Consider the following 20,098-nt stretch of genomic DNA (forward strand, 5'->3'; position numbering starts at 1 on the left):
TACTTAACAAAATTTGTTAAGTGGGTGGCTTTTTGTTTAATCTAATAATTGAATGCCGATTCCAATTAAGCCAGGTCCAGTGTGAACACCTAATGCAGGTCCTACCGGGCCTTCTAAGATAGCTTCAGCATTTGGAAAAAGTACTTGTAGTTCTTTAGCAATTTCTTTAGCCTCTGGTTTCGCGGCTCCATCAACTATAGCCAGATTAAACCGTTTGTGGGTACCAATAAATTCAGTGGCTAATTGAACAGCTCTAGCTAAACTTTTTTTGCGTCCACGAACTTTAGAAACAGTGTAATATACGCCATCCGTATTACAAGAAATAATAGGGCGTAGATTTAAAGCACCACCAAGAATGGATGAAACTAACCCAATACGACCACCTTTTTGTAGGTAAAGTAAAGTGTCTACACAAAAGAAGACTTTTGATTTTGCAATAGTAGCGGATAAAGTGGTTTTGATTGTTTCCCAATCTAAGCCTTCAGCAATCAATTGACCTGCTTGGGTACCTTGCATGCCACTGCCGATTCCGATATTTTTTGTATCTAAAACAAAGACATCTAAGCTCGTATATTGTTCAGCAATTAAGCGCACTAAATTATTAGTACCACTTAAGCCACTAGAAATAGTTACTACAATGACTTTTTGATAGCCCTCTGCTTTAATCTTATCAAAAATAGTAGTGATTTCCTGTCCATCAGGTAAAGAGGTAGATGGAATTTCGGTAGTCAGATTTTGATAGACATCTTCAGCAGTAATGTCCACTTTATCTGTGTAAACGTGATCTTTATAGATAATTTTTAAAGGGATAACAAACATATTGTATTTTTCAATCATTTCATCTGGAACATCGGTACAGGAGTCAACTAAAAGTGCGATTTTTTCTTTGTTCATTTTTCTTCCTCCGCTTCAATTTGGTTATTTTTTGCGAGATATTTTTGACTGATGGCAATTGTTTTTTCGGTAATTAATTTGCTAGAAAAACTTAATGTTGCCAGTTTGACAGCTAAAAAATCAACAGGAATTTTTTCTTGTAAGATCGGAATACTTTGTTTTCCTGTAACTTGGGCTGCAACAATTTTTAAGGATTTTTCTTGTTCGTCACAAAAAAGATTAAAGGCTTCGTTAATTCCAACAACAGATGCTTGAAAAAGAATCCCATCTTTAATTTCTTGAATGGTGAAGACCTGTTTTAAAATTGAAATTGCAATTAAAAAAGCAATGTGTTTTTTTGTGTAACGTTTTTTTACTGGTGCTGGAATTAATCCTAATTTTACATAATTATTCACCATTGCAGATGTAATAATTTTTTGGTCACTATGAATGGTTAATGGCGACAAGTATTTTTCAATTAACGTTAATACTTGATCCATATACAAATCAATATCAGGTAATAAATTCCAACGAGGAAGTTGAAAATCTTCAATTACATTTCCCCATGCTGCTAATTCTTTTTCCATATCATTCAAGCAAGATCACCTACTTTTAATAGTTATGAAAACATCTTAACATGATTATCGAAATTATTCAATCTAGTATTTAAAACTAGATGAAAAAATACTAGATTGAATGCTATTATTTTTAAAAGCATTCATTTAAACTAAGTACAATTAGTTGTTCATTAGTTAAAAAATTCGTATACTAACGATAGGTAATTTAGCAAGATTTAGTTGTTTTTTGTGAAAAAATAGTAGGGAGGGTGTGAATGATATGTTTCCAGTTTTAGAAGGAACGATTTTATTGATTGTTTTAGTTATTGTTTCAAACATTATCAGTCATTACCTCATAAAGATTCCAACAGCTTTAATCCAAGTTACATTAGGATTACTAGCTGCATTGATCTTTGCTATTAAAATTGAAATTAATACGGATTGGTTTATGTTGCTTTTTGTAGCTCCATTGTTATTTAACGATGGTCGTCATTTTCCAAAAAAGGATTTATGGAAGTTGCGTATTCCTATCTTGGGGAATTCGATTTTATTAGTTTTTTTAACTACTATTATTGGTGGATATATAATGTACTGGGTTATGGATGGAAAGCTCCCATTGGCGGCAGCGTTTGCTTTAGTGGCAATTCTTTCTCCAACAGATCCAGTAGCTGTGAATGGGATTGCTGAACAAGTAAAGTTACCTGTTGGGGTGTTGCGTTTAGTTCGGGGAGAAAGTTTGGTTAATGATGCTAGTGGATTAATTGCTTTTAAATATGCGATCGCAGCAATGGTGACAGGATATTTTTCTTTAGCAACGGCTATTTCCGATTTTTTCTATATGGCTTTAGTAGGACTTGCTGCTGGTATTATTTTAGAATGGTTTGTAATAGGTTTAAAAGAATGGCTGAGTATTCAGGGAATTAGAGATGTTATTTTGCATACATTATTGCAAATTTTAACACCTTTTATGATTTATATGATTGTGGAAGAAGTCTTTCATGCTTCGGGTGTGATTGCGGTTGTAGCTGCAGGAGTTGTAGCTAGCCACCAACATCGCGTGAGTGAAAGTCGGATGGCAGAAGTGCAGATTGTTACTGAGCGAACATGGGATGTAATTATTTACTTACTAAATGGAATTATGTTTTTAATTTTAGGAATTGAGTTGCCTTTTGCAATGGGAACAGCGCTAGAAAATTCTATTAATGGAAAAAATTATCAATTATTTGGTTATGTGTTGTTGTTATGGTTAGTTATTTTAATTATTCGTATTTTATGGACGTATAGTTATATGTGGTTCGATTATTCGTATGGGAAGTTTAAACGTGAAACACCTCCTGATATTAAAATTGCGATTATGTCTGGTTTGACAGGTGTTCGAGGTGCTGTGACGATGGCAGGTATCTTATCAATTCCTGCTTTATTAAATACTGGCTTTGCTTTTCCAGGAAGAGCATCTATTTTGTTTATTGCTTCAGGAGTGATTATTGTTACGTTAGTGGCTGCTACGATTGCGCTGCCTTTTTTTACTAAATCAAAACGACGATTTGAAACTTCTGGGGATGATTTAGCTGATTTTATAACACTGGACGAACCGAGATTAACTCAGACAGATGCTTTAGATAAACGTGAGGCAGAAGCTAGAATTCATATTATGAATACAGCAGTTCAAGTTATTGAGCAGGAAAGCCGACCTGAGAATCGAATGGCGGTCTATGATTTATTACATGAATACGATCATTTGATTCGACGTATGCAGATGGAATACAATAGTAAGGAAACAACCGTTCAGTTCTTGCAAGATGAAGTGGAAATTCGGTTAATTGCCATTAATGCGGAGATTCTTCAAATTGAAAAAATGATTATCCATCAAGAAGTGAATCAAAAAGTTGCTGAACTCTATATTAAACAATTAGTGCAAAGAAAACGTGCATTAAAAAATCGCTGGTTTGCTAAATTCAATCGAGCTTTACTAATGGGAAAGAGAGTATATCGTCAAGGTATTCGTGAAAGTTCATGGAGTAAGAAGAGTGCCGAATATAGAGAGCAACATCAACAACGTTTAAATTTGGAACGAGAAACAGCTAAAATCGCGATTCAGAGGTTGTCATTATACATGAAGAAAGAGCAAAGTGAAGCAATTCCTGTTGATAAATCAATTGTCTATCATTTGATTGTTGAATACCGTAATAAAATTGAACGGATTAAGCGTTTTGGAGAAGATTATTTAAAGGAGTATACAAAACAGCTACAAGAAGTTCGATTAAAAGCGTTGAATGCAGAGCGTGGGGATATTCAACGGCTTTATGAAGCGGGGGATATTTCAGCAAATGTAGCAGTTCAATTGCGACGCTTCGTAAATTATCGTGAAAGTTCGGTAATGGATTTGGGGAATGAAAATGATGAATAAACTCAGTGAAGTACGAGTCGATTTAAGGAAAACTTAGGTTTAAAAAGATATACTATAGAAAGAGGCTGTAAATAGGCAGAATTCTTTACAGGAAATAGGCCTAGCAGTATAGTTAATGTTGTTAGGAAAGTAGGATAAATATGTTAAAAAAAATCTGGATTGCCCCTGTTCGCGGGTATCAAAAATTTATTTCCCCATTATTTCAACCGAGCTGTCGTTATTATCCAACCTGTTCAAATTATGCCATTACGGCAATTGAAAAGCATGGTGTGGTGAAAGGGACAATTATGGGAACTGCACGAATATTAAGATGTCATCCATTTGTAAAAGGTGGAATTGATTACGTTCCTGAAAGCTTTACTTTGAAACGTAATCCTCATAAGGAGTGTTCTCATGATCATTAAATTAGATAGCACGACCTTTCAAGAGGAGATAAAAGAAGGTTGGACTTTAGTTGAATTTTGGGGCGAATGGTGTAGTTCTTGTCGCAGGCTCTCAGCTGTTTTGGAAAGTCTATCAACAAGTTATGAAGACCGAATAAAGCTTGCAAAGTTGAATATTCATCAAAGTGGAGAATTAGCGAATCAGTTTAGTATTATGAGCATTCCGACGATGATTTTATTTCAAGAAGGTGAACCTGTTGAGAAAATTACGGGGTATATACCAAAAGAAGAATTGCAAGCTTATTTAGAGGATAAATTAAAATAGAAAAGTCTTTGGCTGATGTTGGCGGAAGGCTTTTTTTATTCGTTACTCTCATGATAAAATAGACGGAATTTAGTTACTGACAAGGAGTTTACAGAACTAAGTAAGAAAAGGTTGGATAGTTTGCGTTACAATCTTGAGAATCATTGTTTGTATTTAGATGGTAATGGAAGTGTTCTTTTCGTAGATTTTTGGCAGCTGGTCATTCAGTTAAGATTACAATTCAATATCACGTAGCTCTTTTACCAGAAATTATTACTTCATGGAACGGCCCAATATTTTATGAATTCATTTAATGAGATGGGGAGTTTACCAAAATAATAAAAGCAGAATGCTTTAGATTTAAAGCAACAGTTGGAACTGTATTTTTAATGTCATACCTTTTTTTAATTCTAATTAAATAATGTCTGTATTGTGAAAAAAGTTCTGATTTGTTAATGATATTCTCATAATCTGTGCTATACTAATGAAAATTAATCTCTGAAAAAATAAGGATATTCATGAAAGGATGAAGAAAATGAAAGCCATTTTAACAGTTGTTGGACAAGATACAATTGGAATTATTGCAGGTGTTAGTCGTGAACTAGCACATCTAAAAATTAATATTTTAGATGTTTCGCAAACAATTATGGAGGGAAATTTTACCATGATGATGATGTGCGAATTAAGTCAGACAACTGTCGGATTTGATCAAGTAAAAACGGCTTTAAATCAAACTGGAGAAGAGTTGCAGGTGACCATTAGTATTCAACGGGAAGAGTTATTCTCAACAATGCATAGCCTATAAAAAAATTGTAAGGTGGGGATAATGGATGAAAAGTGAACAAATTCTTGAAACGATTCGGATGATTGAAGAAGAAAATTTAGATATTCGGACAATTACTATGGGGATTTCATTATTGGACTGTAGTGACTCAGACAGCGAGGTTGCGTGTCAAAAAATCTATCAAAAAATTACTACGGTAGCAAAGGATTTAGTCGCAGTTGGTGAAGCGATTGAAACGGAATATGGCATTCCAATTATTAACAAACGAATCTCTGTCACGCCTATTTCGATTGTTGCAGGGGCATCTGAAGCAAAAGATTATGTTATGTATGCAAAAGCTTTAGACGCTGCAGCGGATGCGGTAGGGGTGAATTTTATTGGTGGTTTTTCAGCATTAGTTCAAAAAGGCTATACAAAAGGCGATCAGATTTTAATTGAGTCGATTCCACAAGCTTTGGCTGAAACGGAGCGTGTTTGTGCCTCTGTGAATGTTGGCTCAACCAGAGCAGGAATTAATATGGATGCGGTTCGTGATATGGGAGAAGTTGTGAAGCGAACGGCTGATTTAACAGCAGAAACGAGTGGCTTAGGTTGTGCAAAATTAGTTATTTTTGCAAATGCTGTGGAAGATAATCCATTTATGGCAGGTGCGTTCCATGGTGTTGGAGAAGCAGATTGTGTGATTAATGTTGGAATTAGTGGACCAGGAGTTGTCAAACGAGCCATTGAAAAAGTTAAGGGACAGCCACTAGATGTTGTGGCAGAAACCGTTAAAAAAACGGCTTTTAAGATTACGCGTATGGGACAATTAGTCGGGCGAGTCGCTTCAGAACGATTAGGAGTGCCCTTTGGAATAGTAGATTTATCGCTGGCTCCAACTCCTGCTATTGGTGATTCAGTAGCTTACATTTTAGAGGAAATGGGTCTTGAAATGGTTGGAACTCATGGGACAACAGCAGCTTTAGCCTTATTAAATGATGCGGTTAAAAAAGGCGGCGTGATGGCTTGTGAACATGTTGGTGGTTTGTCAGGTGCCTTTATTCCTGTGTCAGAAGATGCTGGAATGATTGCAGCTGTTCAAGAAGGAGTACTAAACTTAGAAAAACTTGAAGCAATGACAGCAATTTGTTCAGTTGGATTAGACATGATCGCTGTACCAGGTGATACGCCAGCGACTACTTTAGCGGCAATGATTGCGGATGAAGCAGCCATTGGTGTGATTAATAATAAAACAACGGCAGTTCGAGTGATTCCAGCAGCAGGAACAAAAGTTGGTGATTTGGTTGAATTTGGAGGTTTACTTGGACGTGCACCAGTTATGCCTGTTAATGGCAAATCATCTGCCGAGTTCATTCAACGTGGTGGACGTATTCCAGCACCCATTCATTCATTTAAAAATTAAAGTTCTTGATTGTTGAAAGGACGAATCTTGATTAGAGTGTATAACGTATTCTTGTTATAGGCTCTTTTTTATTTGGAAAAATTAGCTGTCAATCTCCATAATTTCTCCATAATTATTTTATATAGTAATGGGGAAGGTAAATTAAAGGAGGAATTTTAGATGGGACAATGTGGCAATCAATTCGCAACAAATGCAAATCAAATGATGACAAGAGGTGGTGGTAGTATGATGGGTGGCAACGGAAATCATTGGAATTTATTCGGCTTTGGTGGAATGAACAGTTGGATATGGATTATTGGGTTATTAGTGATTGGTTATTTAGCTTATTTGATTTTTAAAAACCGGCAAATCGATAAAGGAGCTTCAAGCGACAGTCAGCCGATAAATTCAGTTGAGAGTGAATCAGCAGCAGATATTTTGTTGAAAGAATTCATGAGAGGAACGATTACGGAAGAAGAATATTTACAAAAAAAAGCGTATCTAAATTAATTTCTGCTATACTTTAGTTAATAGATAACGATAAAGTTAGGAGTGGAAAGTGTGAAGATTTTAATCGTGGATGATGAACCGAAAATTTTAGATGTTGTGGAGGCCTACTTAGTGACGTATCAGTATAGTGTGTATCGTGCGGAAACAGGAGTAGAGGCTTTGAAAAAGGTTCAGGCTATTCATCCTGATTTAATGATTCTTGATTTGATGTTACCAGATATGGACGGTTTTGAAGTTTGTCAAGCTGTTCGTCGTGATTCCATGCTACCGATTATTATGCTAACGGCTAAGTCAGGAGAGAAAAATGTGATCGCTGGGCTAAAGACTGGAGCAGATGATTATTTAGTGAAACCTTTTAGTCCAAAAGAATTAGTTGCGCGCGTTGAAACTGTTTTACGAAGAACTGGTCGGCAGGAAGTATCTATAAAATGGAGTTTTAATCAGAATGACTTAGTTATTTTCCCTCAATTAAAGGAAATATATGTAAAGGGTAATCTCATCAATCTAACGACAACTGAATTTGATTTATTAAAGATTTTAGCCGAATATCCTACTCGTATTTTTGCTAGGGAACAGTTGATTGAGTCAGTATTGGGAATTGAGTTTGCTGGTTCAGATCGTGCAATTGATTCCCATATTAAAAATTTACGCCAAAAGCTTGAAGTAGATACTAAAAAACCGTGTTATATTTTAACGGTTCATGGAATGGGTTATCGATTTGGTGGAAGAGCATGAGAAAGACTAGATCGATTCGTATACAGTTTATGCTTTCTTTTACAGCAATTGCAGTACTCATTATTGGCACTATTAGCTTGATGACTTACAATTTAGTTGATCGGCATTTTGATCGATATGTAGTGGAACGGCAAAAGGATGTTTTGACAGAGTTAACCCAATTATTAGAAGCTAAATTTTCAATTAGTGAAGCGCAATGGAGTGCTATTGATTTAGAACAAGTTGGTGATGTAGCCAAGTCTGAGGCAATTGATTTAACGGTTTATGATGAAGCAGGTCAAGTAATTTGGCGAAGTTCACAAGAAAAAAATGGGCATATGGGCAATGGTATGATGAATAATCATAGCAAGATGATGGATAGCAACATGCAAAGTAAGAATGGAAGCTATGTTGAGGAAACTATTTCTTTGAAGTCAGCAGGTAGCAAAATTGGAAAAGTAGTCTTTGGTTATTTTGGTCCCTTGAGTTATACAAATCATGATGTAGCTTTTATTACGGATCTAAGAAAAAGCTTACTTTGGATTGCTGTTGGCGCATTGCTAGGTTCATTATTATTTGCAGTTTGGTTGGCTCAAAAGCTTAGTTCTCCAATTAGCCAATTAACGTTGTTTACGCAAAAAATTGCTAAAGGCCATTACCACGAAAAGCAGCAGCCAATTTCGACAATAACTGAAATCCGTGAATTAATTGATGCCGTTCAAGATTTATCAGTGCAACTTGATAAGCAACAAGCGCTACGTAATCAATTATCTAGTGACATTTCTCATGAAATTAGAACACCTTTAACAACGTTAAAAGGTCATATTGAAGCAATGCTAGATGGAATTTGGGAACCAACAAAAGAACGCCTTGAAAGCTGTTATGAAGAGGTAAATCGTCTGAATCGTCTCATTGGAGATATTGATAAGATTACAGAATTAGAAGAACAGCAAGAAAAGCTTCAAAAAAATACGTTTGATGTTTTTCAATTGGCTAAAAGGATCTGTTTAAATATAGAACCTTTAATGAAACAAAAAGAAATTGATTTTACTTTAACTGGAAGGAATTTAGAAGTATTTGCGGATCAAGATAAAATCAGTCAAGTTATGACTAATTTACTGACAAATGCGCTTAAATTCACAGGAAATAGAGGGGAGATTGATTTAGCGATTCACAAAGAAGCCGATGATTTTTGTATTTCAGTTAAGGATAATGGAATTGGTATTTCTTCAGAAGATCGTGCTTTTATTTTCCAACGTTTTTACATGGTAGATAGTTCAAGAAATAGTGAGGGTCAAGGAATTGGTTTGGCTATTGTAAAAAGTATCGTGAAGGCTCATAATGGTCGGATTGAAGTTGACAGTATAGTTGGGGAAGGAACAAAGTTTAAGCTTTATTTTCCTTTGTCGTAACGAATATCGATAAAATTTAAGACTGAAAGCAGGGCTTAGAGAGGAATCTTTAAGCTCTTTTTTTCGTGATGAAAAATTTGTTCAGAGATTTTCTATATTTTGTCCTATCTTTCTTATAATTTGTGACTAGCTCTAAAAAACACAACAAGCTAAAATAAGAGTGTAAGAAATAAAACGTTTTCTTTATTGAAAGGAGGAGGTATACAGTTGAAAATGCAAAAAAAGAAAAATAGTTTATGGAAAGACTTTATGAAGAATAAAGCCTTTTTAATGATGGCATTACCAGGGACGATATGGTTGATTCTCTTTTTCTACATTCCAGTTTTTGGAAATGTCGTAGCGTTTAAAGATTTTCAATACTCCGATGGAGGTTTCTTTAAAAGTTTAAGTCAAAGCCCATGGGTAGGACTAGATAATTTTAAATTTTTGTTCAGTTCATCAAATGCCTACTTAATTACTAGAAATACGGTTCTGTATAATGTTGGCTTTATTTTAATCAATTTATTCTTTGCTATCTTTTTCGCGGTTATTCTTAGTGAAATTCGTTCTAAAAAATTGATTAAAGTCTATCAAACGACAATGTTATTGCCTTATTTCATTTCATGGGTTATTATTGGTTATTTTGTTTACGCTTTCTTAAGTCCTGATAAAGGGTTAATAAATGCAGTCATTACCGCAAATGGTGGGGAAGGGATTAATTGGTATAATGATCCTAAATTTTGGCCGTTTATTCTACTGTTCTTAGGTGTGTGGAAAGGAATTGGCTATAATAGTATTATTTATTTTGCTAGTATTATGGGGATTGATCCAACTTTCTATGAAGCCGCAATGGTAGATGGTGCAACAAAATGGCAACAAATCAAAAATGTTACACTTCCACAGTTGGTTCCATTGATTACGATCTTATCTATTTTAGCTGTCGGAAATATTTTCAAGGCCGATTTTGGTTTATTCTATCAAATTCCGAGAAATTCAGGTACTTTATATGAAGTGACGTCTGTTTTAGATACTTATATTTATAATGGATTAACAAGTAGCGGAGATATTGGGATGGCATCGGCAGCAGGTCTTTATCAATCTGTTGTAGGATGTATTCTAGTAGTCGGGACGAATTTAATTGTTCGTCGTTTTGATGAAGAATCAGCTTTATTCTAAAAGGAAGGAGTCGTATCAATGAAAAAAAAGAAAGTAACTCAATTAACTGTTAGAACTTTTGGGAAAAAAGCTGATTTTTTATTTAATCTATTAGTCGCGATTTTTGCTTTTTCTTGTATTTTCCCATTTATTTTCGTTATTATTATTTCGTTAACTAGTGAAGCATCTTTAATCACGAATGGATATGCACTGATTCCTAAAGAGTGGAGTTTTGAAGGATATCGTTATTTAGCAGAAATGAAAGATCAAATTTTACAGGCCTTGTTTGTTACCGTTTTTGTAACAGTAGTCGGAACATTGGTCAATGTGACCTTTACATCAACTTATGCTTATGCAATTTCAAGACCGTCTTTTAAATATCGTCGTTTCTTTACAGTGATGGCATTGATTACAATGTTATTTAGCCCAGGAATGGTCCCTAATTATATTGTAATGACGAATATGCTGCAATTGAAAGACACTATTTGGGCCTTGATTTTACCAATGGCATTAAGCCCATTTAATATTATTGTCATGCGAACGTTCTTTAAGCGTTCGGTGCCAGATGCGATTATTGAATCTGCTAAGATTGATGGAGCTAGTGAGTTACGCGTCTTTTTACAAATCGTGTTACCATTAGCTGTTCCAGGTATTGCAACGATTAGTTTATTTGCAGCGCTAGGTTATTGGAATGATTGGTTTAATGCATTGCTTTATATTCAAAGTGATAATTTAGTTCCTCTTCAATATTTATTAATGAAAATTCAAGCGAATATTGAGTATATGACAAAAGCTGCAGGAATGAGTGCTCAAATGGCTAGTGGAGCAGCAGCGATTCCAAAAGAAGCAACACGTATGGCGATGGTTGTAATTTCTACTTTACCAATTGCATGTAGCTATCCATTTTTCCAAAAATATTTCATTAGTGGATTAACAATTGGCGGAGTGAAAGAATAAAAAATAAAAGGTGGAGGTTTCAAAATGAATAGTAAATGGCGGAAAGTTGTTTTAGGGAGTGCGCTAGGTTTATTAGTTGCAGGTGGTTTAGCGGGTTGTGCAGGCTTATCTGGTGACTCAAGCAAAAAAGATGCAGCATCAGGTGATTCAGATGTGCCAACATTATTGATGTATCAAATTGGGGACAAACCGGATAACTATGATGAATTAATGAAGATAGCGAACAAAAAAATTAAAGAAAAAGCTGGCGTGCAACTGAATTTACAATACATGGGGTGGGGCGATTATGAACAAAAGATGGCTGTTATTACCTCTTCCGGTGAAAATTATGATATTGCCTTAGCAAAAAATTATGTAACAAACGCTCAAAAAGGTGCTTATGCAGACTTAACTGAATTAGCTCCAAAAGAAGCGAAAGAAGCGTATGATATGTTAGATCCAGCTTACATTAAAGGGAATTTAATTGATGGTAAGTTGTATGCATTCCCAGTAAATGCCAATGTTTTTGGTGAACAGATGATTACATTTAATAAACAATTTTTAGATAAATATAATTTAGATATTTCAAATGTTAAAACATATCAAGATTTAGGACCATTATTTAAAGTGATCAAAGAAAAAGAAGCAAATACTATTGCATTCGCAGCAGGTAAAGGATTTAAAGTTGAGTCAAATATGGATTATCCTGTTACAAATGGAATGCCATTTGCTGTTGATTTATTAGGTGATGAAACGAAAATTATTAATCAATATAACAATGAACGTTTACAAAAAGATTTAAAAACAATGAATGACTACTATAAGGCGGGTTATATTGCTCAAGATGCAGCAACAAGTAATACTGATCATCCGTTAGAAGGAACAACGTGGTTCGCTCGTCAAGAAACACAAGGACCTTACGATTATGGCGATACTATTTTAACAACGGCAGCTGGTCAACCATTAGAGTCTAAAGCGGTAACTATGCCAGTTAAAACAACTGGGCAAGCTCAAATGGCTAACTTCGTTATTTCAAGTAATTCTAAAAATAAAGAAAAATCAATGGAAGTTTTGGGGTTAATTAACTCTGATTCTGAATTATTGAATGGTTTAGTTTATGGTATCGAAGACAAAGCTTGGGAAAAAGTCGGTGATAATCGTGTGAAATTATTAGATGGTTATCTACCAAAAGAGCATATGTCTGCTTGGAATACTGGAAACAACAAGATTCTTTATGTCCCAGAAAGCATTACTGATGAACAAGTTGCTGAACGCGATAAAAAAATCGAAGAATCAACTGCTTCACCAATTCTAGGTTTTAACTTTAATACAAAAACAGTTAAATCTGAAATGACAAATATTGCGAATGTAATGAATCAGTATATTGATGGATTGAATACTGGAACACTTGATCCAGAAAAAGCAATTCCAGAAATGAACGAAAAATTAGAAAAAGCGGGCATGGCTAAAGTTCAAGCAGAGATGCAAAAACAATACGATGATTTCCGCAAAGAAAGCAAGGAATAATCAATCTTTGGAGGAGGACAAGCAATTGACTTGTCCTTTTCCATTTAAGTTTTTATCTACATAAAAGAAAAAGGAGGAATTTTTATGTTGGGAAAATATTTAGAAACTTTTTTTAATCGTTGCTACTTGTTTATTAAATTGAGTTTGATTTTTTGGGGATTGGCTTTAGCGGGTGGACTTATTTTTGGTATTGGCCCTGCGTTAGTGACAATTGCTAATTTATTCGGAGAGTACCGTTGGGAATTTAAGCAGATGAAAGTTTCAGTTTGCTGGGAAATTTATAAAGAAAATTTTAAACGAGGGAATCTACTTTTTTATATTTTTAGTGCAATTTCTCTCTTTTTATCTTACAATTTATATTTGTCCGTACAAATTAATGGACTAATTTTTATTATGATTGATTTTATGATTATTTTTGCTTTATTTTATACGGCTTTATCTTTTTGGTTTGCTATTTTGATTCAAAGTCAGTATGATTGTCAACTGAAGGATTTATTTAAATTAGCTGGAGCTTTGGTTTTTATGAGTTTTAAAAATTTACTTGTATTAACAATTGGTGGTATTCTTTTATTAGTAGTCACATATAAATTTCCAGGGTTGATTTTATTTGGTAGTATTGGTTTTTGGATCGTTTTTTTAACAAATGTAGCTCAATCACTATTTGAACAATTGGATCAACAACTGATTGCTGCTGAAAATTAAACAGTTTTGAAAAAGCCAACAGTGAATGTTGGATTGACGGGGGACATTCTTTTGAAGAAAAAAAATCTAATTTATTCCTTGTTGAAGATTTATTCCTTAGTCTTAATTGTGGTCATTACTTCATTTGCAATTATTATGAGTTATGTATCCCTTGAACGAAATCGTAATGAGGCGGATCAAAGTACACAGCAAACTGCTGGACGCTTAGCGACTGTTCTATCTGATAATGAAAAAAAGATTAGTCAAATGGCTGTTTCTTTAGCTGATAATCAAGAAAAGGTCACGAACTTAGTAAATTATTTTAACTTAAGTTACAGTAATTATTTAAGTTACAGTTTAAGTCAGCAGAATGTCAACAAAGATGCCAACTATATTTATTTGCCTAATCAATTGATGAATTTTTATTACTCTGATGACAAAATTGAAGCGATTACGATTGAGTTGAAAGACTATCAAGAGATACTTTATTCTAATATCAATAAGAAAATGGGTGAAAAACGTCGAGAGTTACCGGATTTTAGTAACCGCTTAACTCTACCGAAAGTTCTGACTAATCCGAATACTTCACAGCAAATGGGAACGTTGTATGTAACCTTTTCCGAAGAAGAATTGGCTCGAATTATCGATAATTATGGCACAAAAGATGAACTGCAAGTTTTTATTTTTTCCGATACAATGAAGAATTTATATCATAGTCAAGCGTACCAAGGAAATAATAATTTACAAAAGCAACTAGATAAGAGTATTGCCAAAAGTTCAACAATTAACTTTACTGAATTGAAAAAGGATTATTTTATCAATGAATCAAAAACTTCAAGTGGTATTCAAATCGTAACAGCTATTTCTAAGGAAAGAGTTCGGAATAACTCAATTAATGGAATTATTTTTATTTTAATTGGAAGTGTCTTAATTAATTTGTTTTTACTGTATTTCTTATATCGAACTTTTAGCAAATATGCACAACAAGTGGCGGATATTGTTGGGTCGGTCAATCAAGTATCTAGTGGGAAAATGGATTGGCGGATTGATACGACACATAAAGAGGCAGAATTAAAAGACATTTCAATGGGAATTAATCATATGTTAGATGGGGTTAATCAGTATATTGAAGATATTTATAAGCTAGAAATTAAGCAACAAGATGCCCATATGCGAGCTTTGCAATCGCAAATTAATCCTCATTTTTTGTATAATACGTTAGAGTATATTCGGATGTATGCAGTAAGTGAAGGTGCTGAAGAATTAGCGGATGTCGTGTATACCTTTGCGACCTTATTGCGGAATAATACGTCACAGGAAAAAACAACGAGTTTAAAAAAAGAGTTGGAGTTTTGTGAAAAATATGTTTATTTGTATCAAATGCGCTATCCAGGGAATATTGCGTATTCATTTTATTTAGATAAATCTTTGGAAAATTTAGTGATTCCAAAATTTTCAATTCAACCATTGATTGAGAATTATTTTGTTCATGGAATTGATTATATGCGCATTAATAATGTCATTAGCGTGAAAGCTCAAGTTGCAAATGGCAAAACAATGATCTTAATTCGTGATAATGGCAAAGGCATGAGTGCTGAAAAACAAGAGGAGTTAAATCAATCTTTGGCGAAGAGGAATAGTAAAATGGGAGACTCAATTGGAATTTTAAATGTAAATGAACGTTTAAGTTCTTTTTTTGGAGAGAATTATCAAATGCAAATTGAAAAATCAGAGCATAATGGTGTGATGATTGTTATTTCTTTTTAAACTAAAGAGGTGAAAAAAATGTATCGAATGTTGTTGGTAGATGATGAATACATGATTTTAGAAGGATTAAAAAAATTGATTCCGTGGCAGCAATTAGGAATAGAAATTAGTGGAACTGCTAAAAATGGGCAGGAGGCTTTACAGTTTGTTAGAGAAAATGAAGTCGATATTGTCATTTCGGATGTTACGATGCCTTTGCTATCAGGAATTGAGTTTATTCGATTAGCCCAGGAAGAAGCCATTTATTTTCACTTTTTAATGTTATCAGGTTATCAAGAATTTGACTATGTAAAAGAAGGTTTACGGATGGGTGCCGATAATTATTTAATTAAACCGGTGGATAAGGTTGAATTAGTTGAAACATTGGAAAAAACAATTGCTGCAATCAAAAAAGAGGAAGAGCAATTGGAAACTCAAAGTGTGTTATTTGATTATCTTTTGCAAGGTTGGATTCATGATGAAATTGATTATATTGAACTAAGAAAACATATGAAGCACTATCAATATGATTTAGCTGATAGCTATTATACTGTATTAATTATTGATTTTCCTATTGAAAGTGAAGAGGTGTTAACAAAATTTTTTAGTCAACAAAATCAAGGTCTTTATTATAAATCAAGTGATACAGAAGAGTTCATTGTTGTTTTTTCAGGATCAGAAGCAGAGCTTCAATTATTTGTGCTAGACTTTCAAGAACTGAATCAACGCAATCAAAAATGCTTTTTTATAGCAATTGGAGAAACAATAGAAGGATTAACGGAAGTTGCTTCTAGTTACAATCATGCGCTTCATGGGATTCAAATTCATGATTTCTATCAAGTTAAAGGAATGGAGCCAAGTGGGTTTTTAGAAACATCAACGGGATTATTGCCACAAATTTCTTTTGTTGCCTTTAATCAAGCTCTTTCGATTCGAGATGTTGCGACGATTCATACTGAAATCGCTGGAATATTAGAATTAATGCGACAACAGGGAACATTACCTGATTATTCAAGACACATGACCTTTTTGATTTTTATGGATTTATATCGTCAATTTGAAACGTTAGATGAAATTTTTTATCAGACTAGCTTTGAAAAAATCGCGAATGCTCAATCTTTTGAAGCACTACAACAAGTAATTGAAGATACCTTAGTTGAGATTAAAGGGGTTAAAAAGGAGCGGTCTTATAGCGGCAATACACAGCGTATGTTAGAAATTATTATGGAACGTTATTCAGAGGATTTATCTTTAAAATTAGTGGCAGATGAGTTGTATTTAAATGTCATGTATTTAGGTCAAATTTTTAAAAAAGAAACGAAAAAAAGTTTTTCACAATATTTAAATCAGTATCGAATTAAAGAAGCGCAAAATCTATTGGTTCATTCGGATAATAATGTTAATGAAATTGCGGTTTCTGTGGGTTATACAAGTGCTGGATATTTTTATAAAAATTTTAAGAAAATTTGTGGTATTTCACCAAAAGAGTTTCGTGAGCGTTTTGTAACAGGATATAATCCAATAGATAGCTAATAAAGTAGGGGATGAGTTAGTATAAGTATATATAGTTAAAAACCTTATCATAAAGTATATCTATTCAGCTAAATCAAGTCTGCTCTATAAGAAGGGAATAAAGTTTATACATCATTTGAAGTGAAATGAGTGATTTAACAACATTTAGACGGTTATAAAAATGTATAAAAAGATTAAAATTGAATTGGTTGTCCACCAAAAGCCCCACCAAGAGAAAAATCTTAGTGGAGCTTTTAGGTGTGTGATAATTCATTTTAAAATGAATTATCATGAACAAATATGTTGATAGTGCAATTTAATTCTTGTGAAAATAACAAACTATACTCTGTAGTTAATTTTTGTAGGATCTTTCTTTTTTCTTTTTCTTTTCCTTGATCAACATAGTTACCAGAATCATCAAACTCTTCTTGGTAACTCAACCAAAATACAATAGTTCTATTATTTACTGTCTCTTTTCCGTTATTATTGTAAACAACTTTATAATTTTCGTTTTTTTGATTGTCAAATTCAACACTTAGTACATCAACATATGTTCTTGAAATCATCTCCATTATTTTTTCTTTTTCCGTTCTATTTTCTAAATCAAAAGTTTTTAAAAGTTCAACGTCAGCTTCTTTTAATCTCTCTAGTCGGATGTTATTTCTTAAATACATGTATTTAGAGCTTAGATAGGATATATTTTGATAATAACTTTCTGTTGAATTTATATTTGTAAAAGAAGTTTTCGGTACACTAATTACATCCAAGTTTTTTAATGTATTATCGAGTTGTTCAATAGATAATTCATCCTTCAAAAACAAACTCAATGCTCTATTATATTTGTTTTGTAAATTTAAATATTTTAATGTTATGTTTTCTTCTGAAGAGGAGTACCCTTTACTATGAGCTTTCTTAAAATCAAAGTCAAAATCATTTTCTGGAACAAATTCATTAAATTTTTCAATCTGTATATCTCTACTTTCCATATTTTTTTCTCCTTTTTGATTCAATTTGAAACTAGTTATTGCTACAAAGAATATTGATACTACAACAAGGATACAAACAAGTACTTTTTTATTTTTCATAATCAATTACCTGAAAAGTAGCACGGTATCCTTTTGTTTCATAGTCACTAGGATTAATATAAAATTTTTCTCCCCACGATGAAACAATCAACTTTCCATCTTTCGTTTTCCCTGTCACCGTCATAGCATGACCGCCATTCGAGGTGTAATCGTTTCCTTTTGAATCTGTCATTTTAATAGGTGATACAGAAATAATGATAGATCCTTTACTATGGTACTGATCATAGTTTTCTATGTCTGCATTTATTGAAGATGTTCCTAAAAATCCTTCAGTATTTATAACGTTTACTTTAATTGAATGCTCTTTCATATAATTCTCGAATCTGTACTCTCTCATAGTAGCTGTAGTTCCAGCCCCTTCTGTGGAACTTGGATCTTCGTTATTATTGATTTTATCTTTTTTCCAGAATAAAATCCCTTCTGAATCGTGATTATCTTGACTTGCATATAAATCAGCAATTAAATAATTATAATTAATTGATTTTTCCCCATTTACAAGGTTATATAAAGGGAAACCAAATACTTTTTCAAAGTTTTTTTCTGAACCATCATAATAAGTTAAAAATGTATTGACTAGTGCTACATATCCACAACCTTCATTTTCTAATTTTTGTAAATAGTGCTTTATTTTCTTATCGGTCATATTCGGATAATAGTTCTTAATAATATCTGCAATTCTACTATCACCATCTTTGTAAGCTTCAAGTGGAGAACTCTGATTACCGCCATAAATACCTTTTTCTAAATAAACACCTGAAATTTTTTCTGTTTTATTATTTTTATTTCTTTGAAATTCTTTTATAAACATTGCCCAACCTAATTCAGAAGTAGATGGCACTACAAATGTTCCAGTTGCTGCACTCCATGCGGTTTTCGTTTGAGCTAACCCTTGATTCACAGCTTGTTGTAAAGAACTAATTTCTGAAAAAATACGAGGGGAACTAGCATTAAATGCCAATAGTTTGTGTAATTTTTCTTCTAATTCTTTTTTTACATTGCTATATAGTCCTATCATCATTGTATTTGTAGTTAACTGAAAAGTCTTGATTAAAGCAGGTGTGTCTCCTGACATCAATTCCGTTCTAATATTTTCAACTTGACTAAGTAATCGATCTGCTTGTTGAATTTTTTCTTCCAATTCTGCTTGTTTCAAATCGCCACTGTCTACTTGTGCAGTATAGTCTTCTGGAAATTTTTTTACTGCTTGTTCTACTGCTTCAGACAATAATGTACCGCCTTTTGCTAATGGCAACAGAACCAAAGAATAATAAGATTTTGCAGAATCATAGGCTTTACCTGTGAGAAACGGTGCATTCAATACAAAATCATTAATGGCTTTTTGTACAGATTCATATCCTTCAACCTGTTGTTTACACATGGTACTCACGCTTGTTGCTTGACTTTTAGAATTAGATACATACATGTCAATGCTCATTTTCTTTCCTCCTGTTCTTCCAATATAACTCTTCGCTTTTCATAAGTAATATCTTCTAAATCTTGTTGAATTTTCTTCTTTTGTCTATGTATAACCTCTTCCGAATTTTCCAACTGAACCAACACTTTTCTTGATTCATGAGAGAATTCATCCATAGTAGATTCAAAAAAATAGGATTGATCATTTTTATGAAACATGTAACAACACTCCTCCAAAAATCGTTGCGCTTCATGGAAATGTTCTTGGTACTGCTCTTTAATTTGAGTAGTTTTTCTTGCTTCTTTACTGGTTATTTCCTCTGTTTCTAACAGATCATGTTCTTTGGCTCGTAACATTTTCCATTTGTCCATTAATGTAATCCTCCAAGAGATTGCAAGAAACGCTGTCCAACTTGTTGGTCTAATTCTTGGAAGCCTTCCGCAACACTTTGTAGGTTAGAAGAAGCAGATATTATCGCTTCTGCAACTTGTCTCGCCGTTTCTTGTGCTTGTTGGATAACTTCTTGCGCATTTGCATTTCCTAAAACAGTTGTTTGAGTATCATTTGTTACCGAAGTGGATTGAACTAGCTTGTCTGTTGCGCTTTTTAATGCGGTTGCTTTTTGATTTGCGCCGCCAAAATCGCTCTTTATACCTACCATAGTCATACCTCTTTTCATTTTTTCTTGTTTTTAGTATAACAAACTTTATTTAAAATATCATTAATTAGTTAAAAATA

General features: G+C 33.4%; 20 protein-coding genes. 14 read left to right on the forward strand and 6 right to left on the reverse strand.

Annotated features, from left to right (window positions below; genetic code table 11):
- Nucleotides 1-36 precede the first annotated feature (36 nt).
- Nucleotides 37-894, reverse strand: a complete 858-nt coding sequence (locus BR43_RS16750) for a DegV family protein (RefSeq protein WP_034564033.1) — start codon at nucleotides 892-894, stop codon at nucleotides 37-39.
- The gene (locus BR43_RS16755) at nucleotides 891-1,469 is read right to left on the reverse strand and encodes a DUF1836 domain-containing protein (protein WP_034564035.1); all 579 of its coding nucleotides are present in this window, start codon (nucleotides 1,467-1,469) and stop codon (nucleotides 891-893) included. Before BR43_RS16755 ends, BR43_RS16750 begins: the two co-directional genes overlap by 4 nt.
- 241 nt (nucleotides 1,470-1,710) lie before the next feature.
- Here BR43_RS16755 and BR43_RS16760 point away from each other — a divergent pair, with 241 nt between their 5' ends.
- The 14 genes from BR43_RS16760 (at nucleotide 1,711) to BR43_RS16825 (ending at nucleotide 16,882) form a co-directional block, all read left to right on the forward strand.
- A complete protein-coding gene (locus BR43_RS16760; RefSeq protein ID WP_034564038.1) occupies nucleotides 1,711-3,837 on the forward strand; it encodes a cation:proton antiporter in 2,127 nt (708 codons plus the stop codon).
- A gap of 140 nt (nucleotides 3,838-3,977) precedes the next feature.
- Nucleotides 3,978-4,241 (forward strand): membrane protein insertion efficiency factor YidD, encoded by a 264-nt coding sequence (gene yidD, locus BR43_RS16765; protein WP_034564040.1) that lies wholly within the window; start codon nucleotides 3,978-3,980, stop codon nucleotides 4,239-4,241.
- Nucleotides 4,231-4,545 (forward strand): thioredoxin family protein, encoded by a 315-nt coding sequence (locus BR43_RS16770; protein ID WP_034564042.1) that lies wholly within the window; start codon nucleotides 4,231-4,233, stop codon nucleotides 4,543-4,545. Before yidD ends, BR43_RS16770 begins: the two co-directional genes overlap by 11 nt.
- 514 nt (nucleotides 4,546-5,059) lie before the next feature.
- Nucleotides 5,060-5,329: an ACT domain-containing protein gene (locus BR43_RS16775; RefSeq protein ID WP_034564044.1), complete on the forward strand. Its 270-nt coding sequence runs from the start codon at nucleotides 5,060-5,062 to the stop codon at nucleotides 5,327-5,329.
- Between the two features lie 25 nt (nucleotides 5,330-5,354).
- A complete protein-coding gene (locus BR43_RS16780; protein WP_034564046.1) occupies nucleotides 5,355-6,710 on the forward strand; it encodes a PFL family protein in 1,356 nt (451 codons plus the stop codon).
- A gap of 159 nt (nucleotides 6,711-6,869) precedes the next feature.
- Entirely contained in the window at nucleotides 6,870-7,199 is a 330-nt protein-coding gene (locus BR43_RS16785; protein ID WP_051934016.1) for an SHOCT domain-containing protein, read from the forward strand.
- A gap of 51 nt (nucleotides 7,200-7,250) precedes the next feature.
- Nucleotides 7,251-7,934, forward strand: a complete 684-nt coding sequence (locus BR43_RS16790; protein ID WP_034564049.1) for a response regulator transcription factor — start codon at nucleotides 7,251-7,253, stop codon at nucleotides 7,932-7,934.
- Nucleotides 7,931-9,325: a sensor histidine kinase gene (locus BR43_RS16795; protein WP_034564051.1), complete on the forward strand. Its 1,395-nt coding sequence runs from the start codon at nucleotides 7,931-7,933 to the stop codon at nucleotides 9,323-9,325. The genes BR43_RS16790 and BR43_RS16795 overlap by 4 nt, the downstream gene beginning before the upstream one ends.
- 213 nt (nucleotides 9,326-9,538) lie before the next feature.
- The gene (locus tag BR43_RS16800) at nucleotides 9,539-10,480 is read left to right on the forward strand and encodes an ABC transporter permease (RefSeq protein ID WP_034565333.1); all 942 of its coding nucleotides are present in this window, start codon (nucleotides 9,539-9,541) and stop codon (nucleotides 10,478-10,480) included.
- An 18-nt stretch (nucleotides 10,481-10,498) separates the two neighbouring features.
- Entirely contained in the window at nucleotides 10,499-11,416 is a 918-nt protein-coding gene (locus tag BR43_RS16805; RefSeq protein ID WP_034564053.1) for a carbohydrate ABC transporter permease, read from the forward strand.
- Between the two features lie 24 nt (nucleotides 11,417-11,440).
- Nucleotides 11,441-12,922 carry an ABC transporter substrate-binding protein gene (locus BR43_RS16810; protein ID WP_034564055.1) on the forward strand — a complete coding sequence of 494 codons (1,482 nt, stop codon included), beginning with the start codon at nucleotides 11,441-11,443 and terminating at the stop codon, nucleotides 12,920-12,922.
- 84 nt (nucleotides 12,923-13,006) lie between these two features.
- The gene (locus tag BR43_RS16815) at nucleotides 13,007-13,624 is read left to right on the forward strand and encodes a YesL family protein (protein ID WP_034564057.1); all 618 of its coding nucleotides are present in this window, start codon (nucleotides 13,007-13,009) and stop codon (nucleotides 13,622-13,624) included.
- Nucleotides 13,625-13,675: 51 nt separating this feature from the next.
- Nucleotides 13,676-15,370, forward strand: a complete 1,695-nt coding sequence (locus tag BR43_RS16820; RefSeq protein WP_034564060.1) for a sensor histidine kinase — start codon at nucleotides 13,676-13,678, stop codon at nucleotides 15,368-15,370.
- A gap of 18 nt (nucleotides 15,371-15,388) precedes the next feature.
- Entirely contained in the window at nucleotides 15,389-16,882 is a 1,494-nt protein-coding gene (locus BR43_RS16825) for a response regulator transcription factor (RefSeq protein ID WP_034564062.1), read from the forward strand.
- Between the two features lie 254 nt (nucleotides 16,883-17,136).
- Here the strand turns inward: BR43_RS16825 and BR43_RS16830 are convergent, their stop codons facing one another.
- Genes BR43_RS16830 through BR43_RS16845 form a run of 4 tightly spaced genes read right to left on the reverse strand, consistent with a single transcriptional unit; the run spans nucleotide 17,137 to nucleotide 20,021 of the window.
- The gene (locus BR43_RS16830; protein ID WP_169741074.1) at nucleotides 17,137-17,946 is read right to left on the reverse strand and encodes a hypothetical protein; all 810 of its coding nucleotides are present in this window, start codon (nucleotides 17,944-17,946) and stop codon (nucleotides 17,137-17,139) included.
- Nucleotides 17,936-19,381 (reverse strand): T7SS effector LXG polymorphic toxin, encoded by a 1,446-nt coding sequence (locus BR43_RS19315; RefSeq protein ID WP_051934017.1) that lies wholly within the window; start codon nucleotides 19,379-19,381, stop codon nucleotides 17,936-17,938. Before BR43_RS19315 ends, BR43_RS16830 begins: the two co-directional genes overlap by 11 nt.
- Entirely contained in the window at nucleotides 19,378-19,731 is a 354-nt protein-coding gene (locus BR43_RS16840) for a DUF3958 family protein (protein WP_034564067.1), read from the reverse strand. The genes BR43_RS19315 and BR43_RS16840 overlap by 4 nt, the downstream gene beginning before the upstream one ends.
- Nucleotides 19,731-20,021 (reverse strand): TIGR04197 family type VII secretion effector, encoded by a 291-nt coding sequence (locus BR43_RS16845; protein WP_034564069.1) that lies wholly within the window; start codon nucleotides 20,019-20,021, stop codon nucleotides 19,731-19,733. The genes BR43_RS16840 and BR43_RS16845 overlap by 1 nt, the downstream gene beginning before the upstream one ends.
- Nucleotides 20,022-20,098 lie beyond the last annotated feature (77 nt).

The sequence above is a fragment of the Carnobacterium gallinarum DSM 4847 genome, from assembly GCF_000744375.1.
GTDB classification, from domain to species: Bacteria; Bacillota; Bacilli; order Lactobacillales; family Carnobacteriaceae; genus Carnobacterium; species Carnobacterium gallinarum.

Bases quoted from the DNA above. Each gene is read 5' to 3' on its own strand.
- BR43_RS16750 (WP_034564033.1), bottom strand. From the start codon at position 894: ATGAACAAAGAAAAAATCGCACTTTTAGTTGACTCCTGTACCGATGTT.
- BR43_RS16760 (WP_034564038.1), top strand. From the start codon at position 1,711: ATGTTTCCAGTTTTAGAAGGAACGATTTTATTGATTGTTTTAGTTATT.
- yidD (WP_034564040.1), top strand. From the start codon at position 3,978: ATGTTAAAAAAAATCTGGATTGCCCCTGTTCGCGGGTATCAAAAATTT.
- BR43_RS16770 (WP_034564042.1), top strand. From the start codon at position 4,231: ATGATCATTAAATTAGATAGCACGACCTTTCAAGAGGAGATAAAAGAA.
- BR43_RS16775 (WP_034564044.1), top strand. From the start codon at position 5,060: ATGAAAGCCATTTTAACAGTTGTTGGACAAGATACAATTGGAATTATT.
- BR43_RS16780 (WP_034564046.1), top strand. From the start codon at position 5,355: ATGAAAAGTGAACAAATTCTTGAAACGATTCGGATGATTGAAGAAGAA.
- BR43_RS16785 (WP_051934016.1), top strand. From the start codon at position 6,870: ATGGGACAATGTGGCAATCAATTCGCAACAAATGCAAATCAAATGATG.
- BR43_RS16795 (WP_034564051.1), top strand. From the start codon at position 7,931: ATGAGAAAGACTAGATCGATTCGTATACAGTTTATGCTTTCTTTTACA.
- BR43_RS16800 (WP_034565333.1), top strand. From the start codon at position 9,539: ATGCAAAAAAAGAAAAATAGTTTATGGAAAGACTTTATGAAGAATAAA.
- BR43_RS16805 (WP_034564053.1), top strand. From the start codon at position 10,499: ATGAAAAAAAAGAAAGTAACTCAATTAACTGTTAGAACTTTTGGGAAA.
- BR43_RS16810 (WP_034564055.1), top strand. From the start codon at position 11,441: ATGAATAGTAAATGGCGGAAAGTTGTTTTAGGGAGTGCGCTAGGTTTA.
- BR43_RS16815 (WP_034564057.1), top strand. From the start codon at position 13,007: ATGTTGGGAAAATATTTAGAAACTTTTTTTAATCGTTGCTACTTGTTT.
- BR43_RS16825 (WP_034564062.1), top strand. From the start codon at position 15,389: ATGTATCGAATGTTGTTGGTAGATGATGAATACATGATTTTAGAAGGA.
- BR43_RS16830 (WP_169741074.1), bottom strand. From the start codon at position 17,946: ATGAAAAATAAAAAAGTACTTGTTTGTATCCTTGTTGTAGTATCAATA.
- BR43_RS19315 (WP_051934017.1), bottom strand. From the start codon at position 19,381: ATGAGCATTGACATGTATGTATCTAATTCTAAAAGTCAAGCAACAAGC.
- BR43_RS16840 (WP_034564067.1), bottom strand. From the start codon at position 19,731: ATGGACAAATGGAAAATGTTACGAGCCAAAGAACATGATCTGTTAGAA.
- BR43_RS16845 (WP_034564069.1), bottom strand. From the start codon at position 20,021: ATGGTAGGTATAAAGAGCGATTTTGGCGGCGCAAATCAAAAAGCAACC.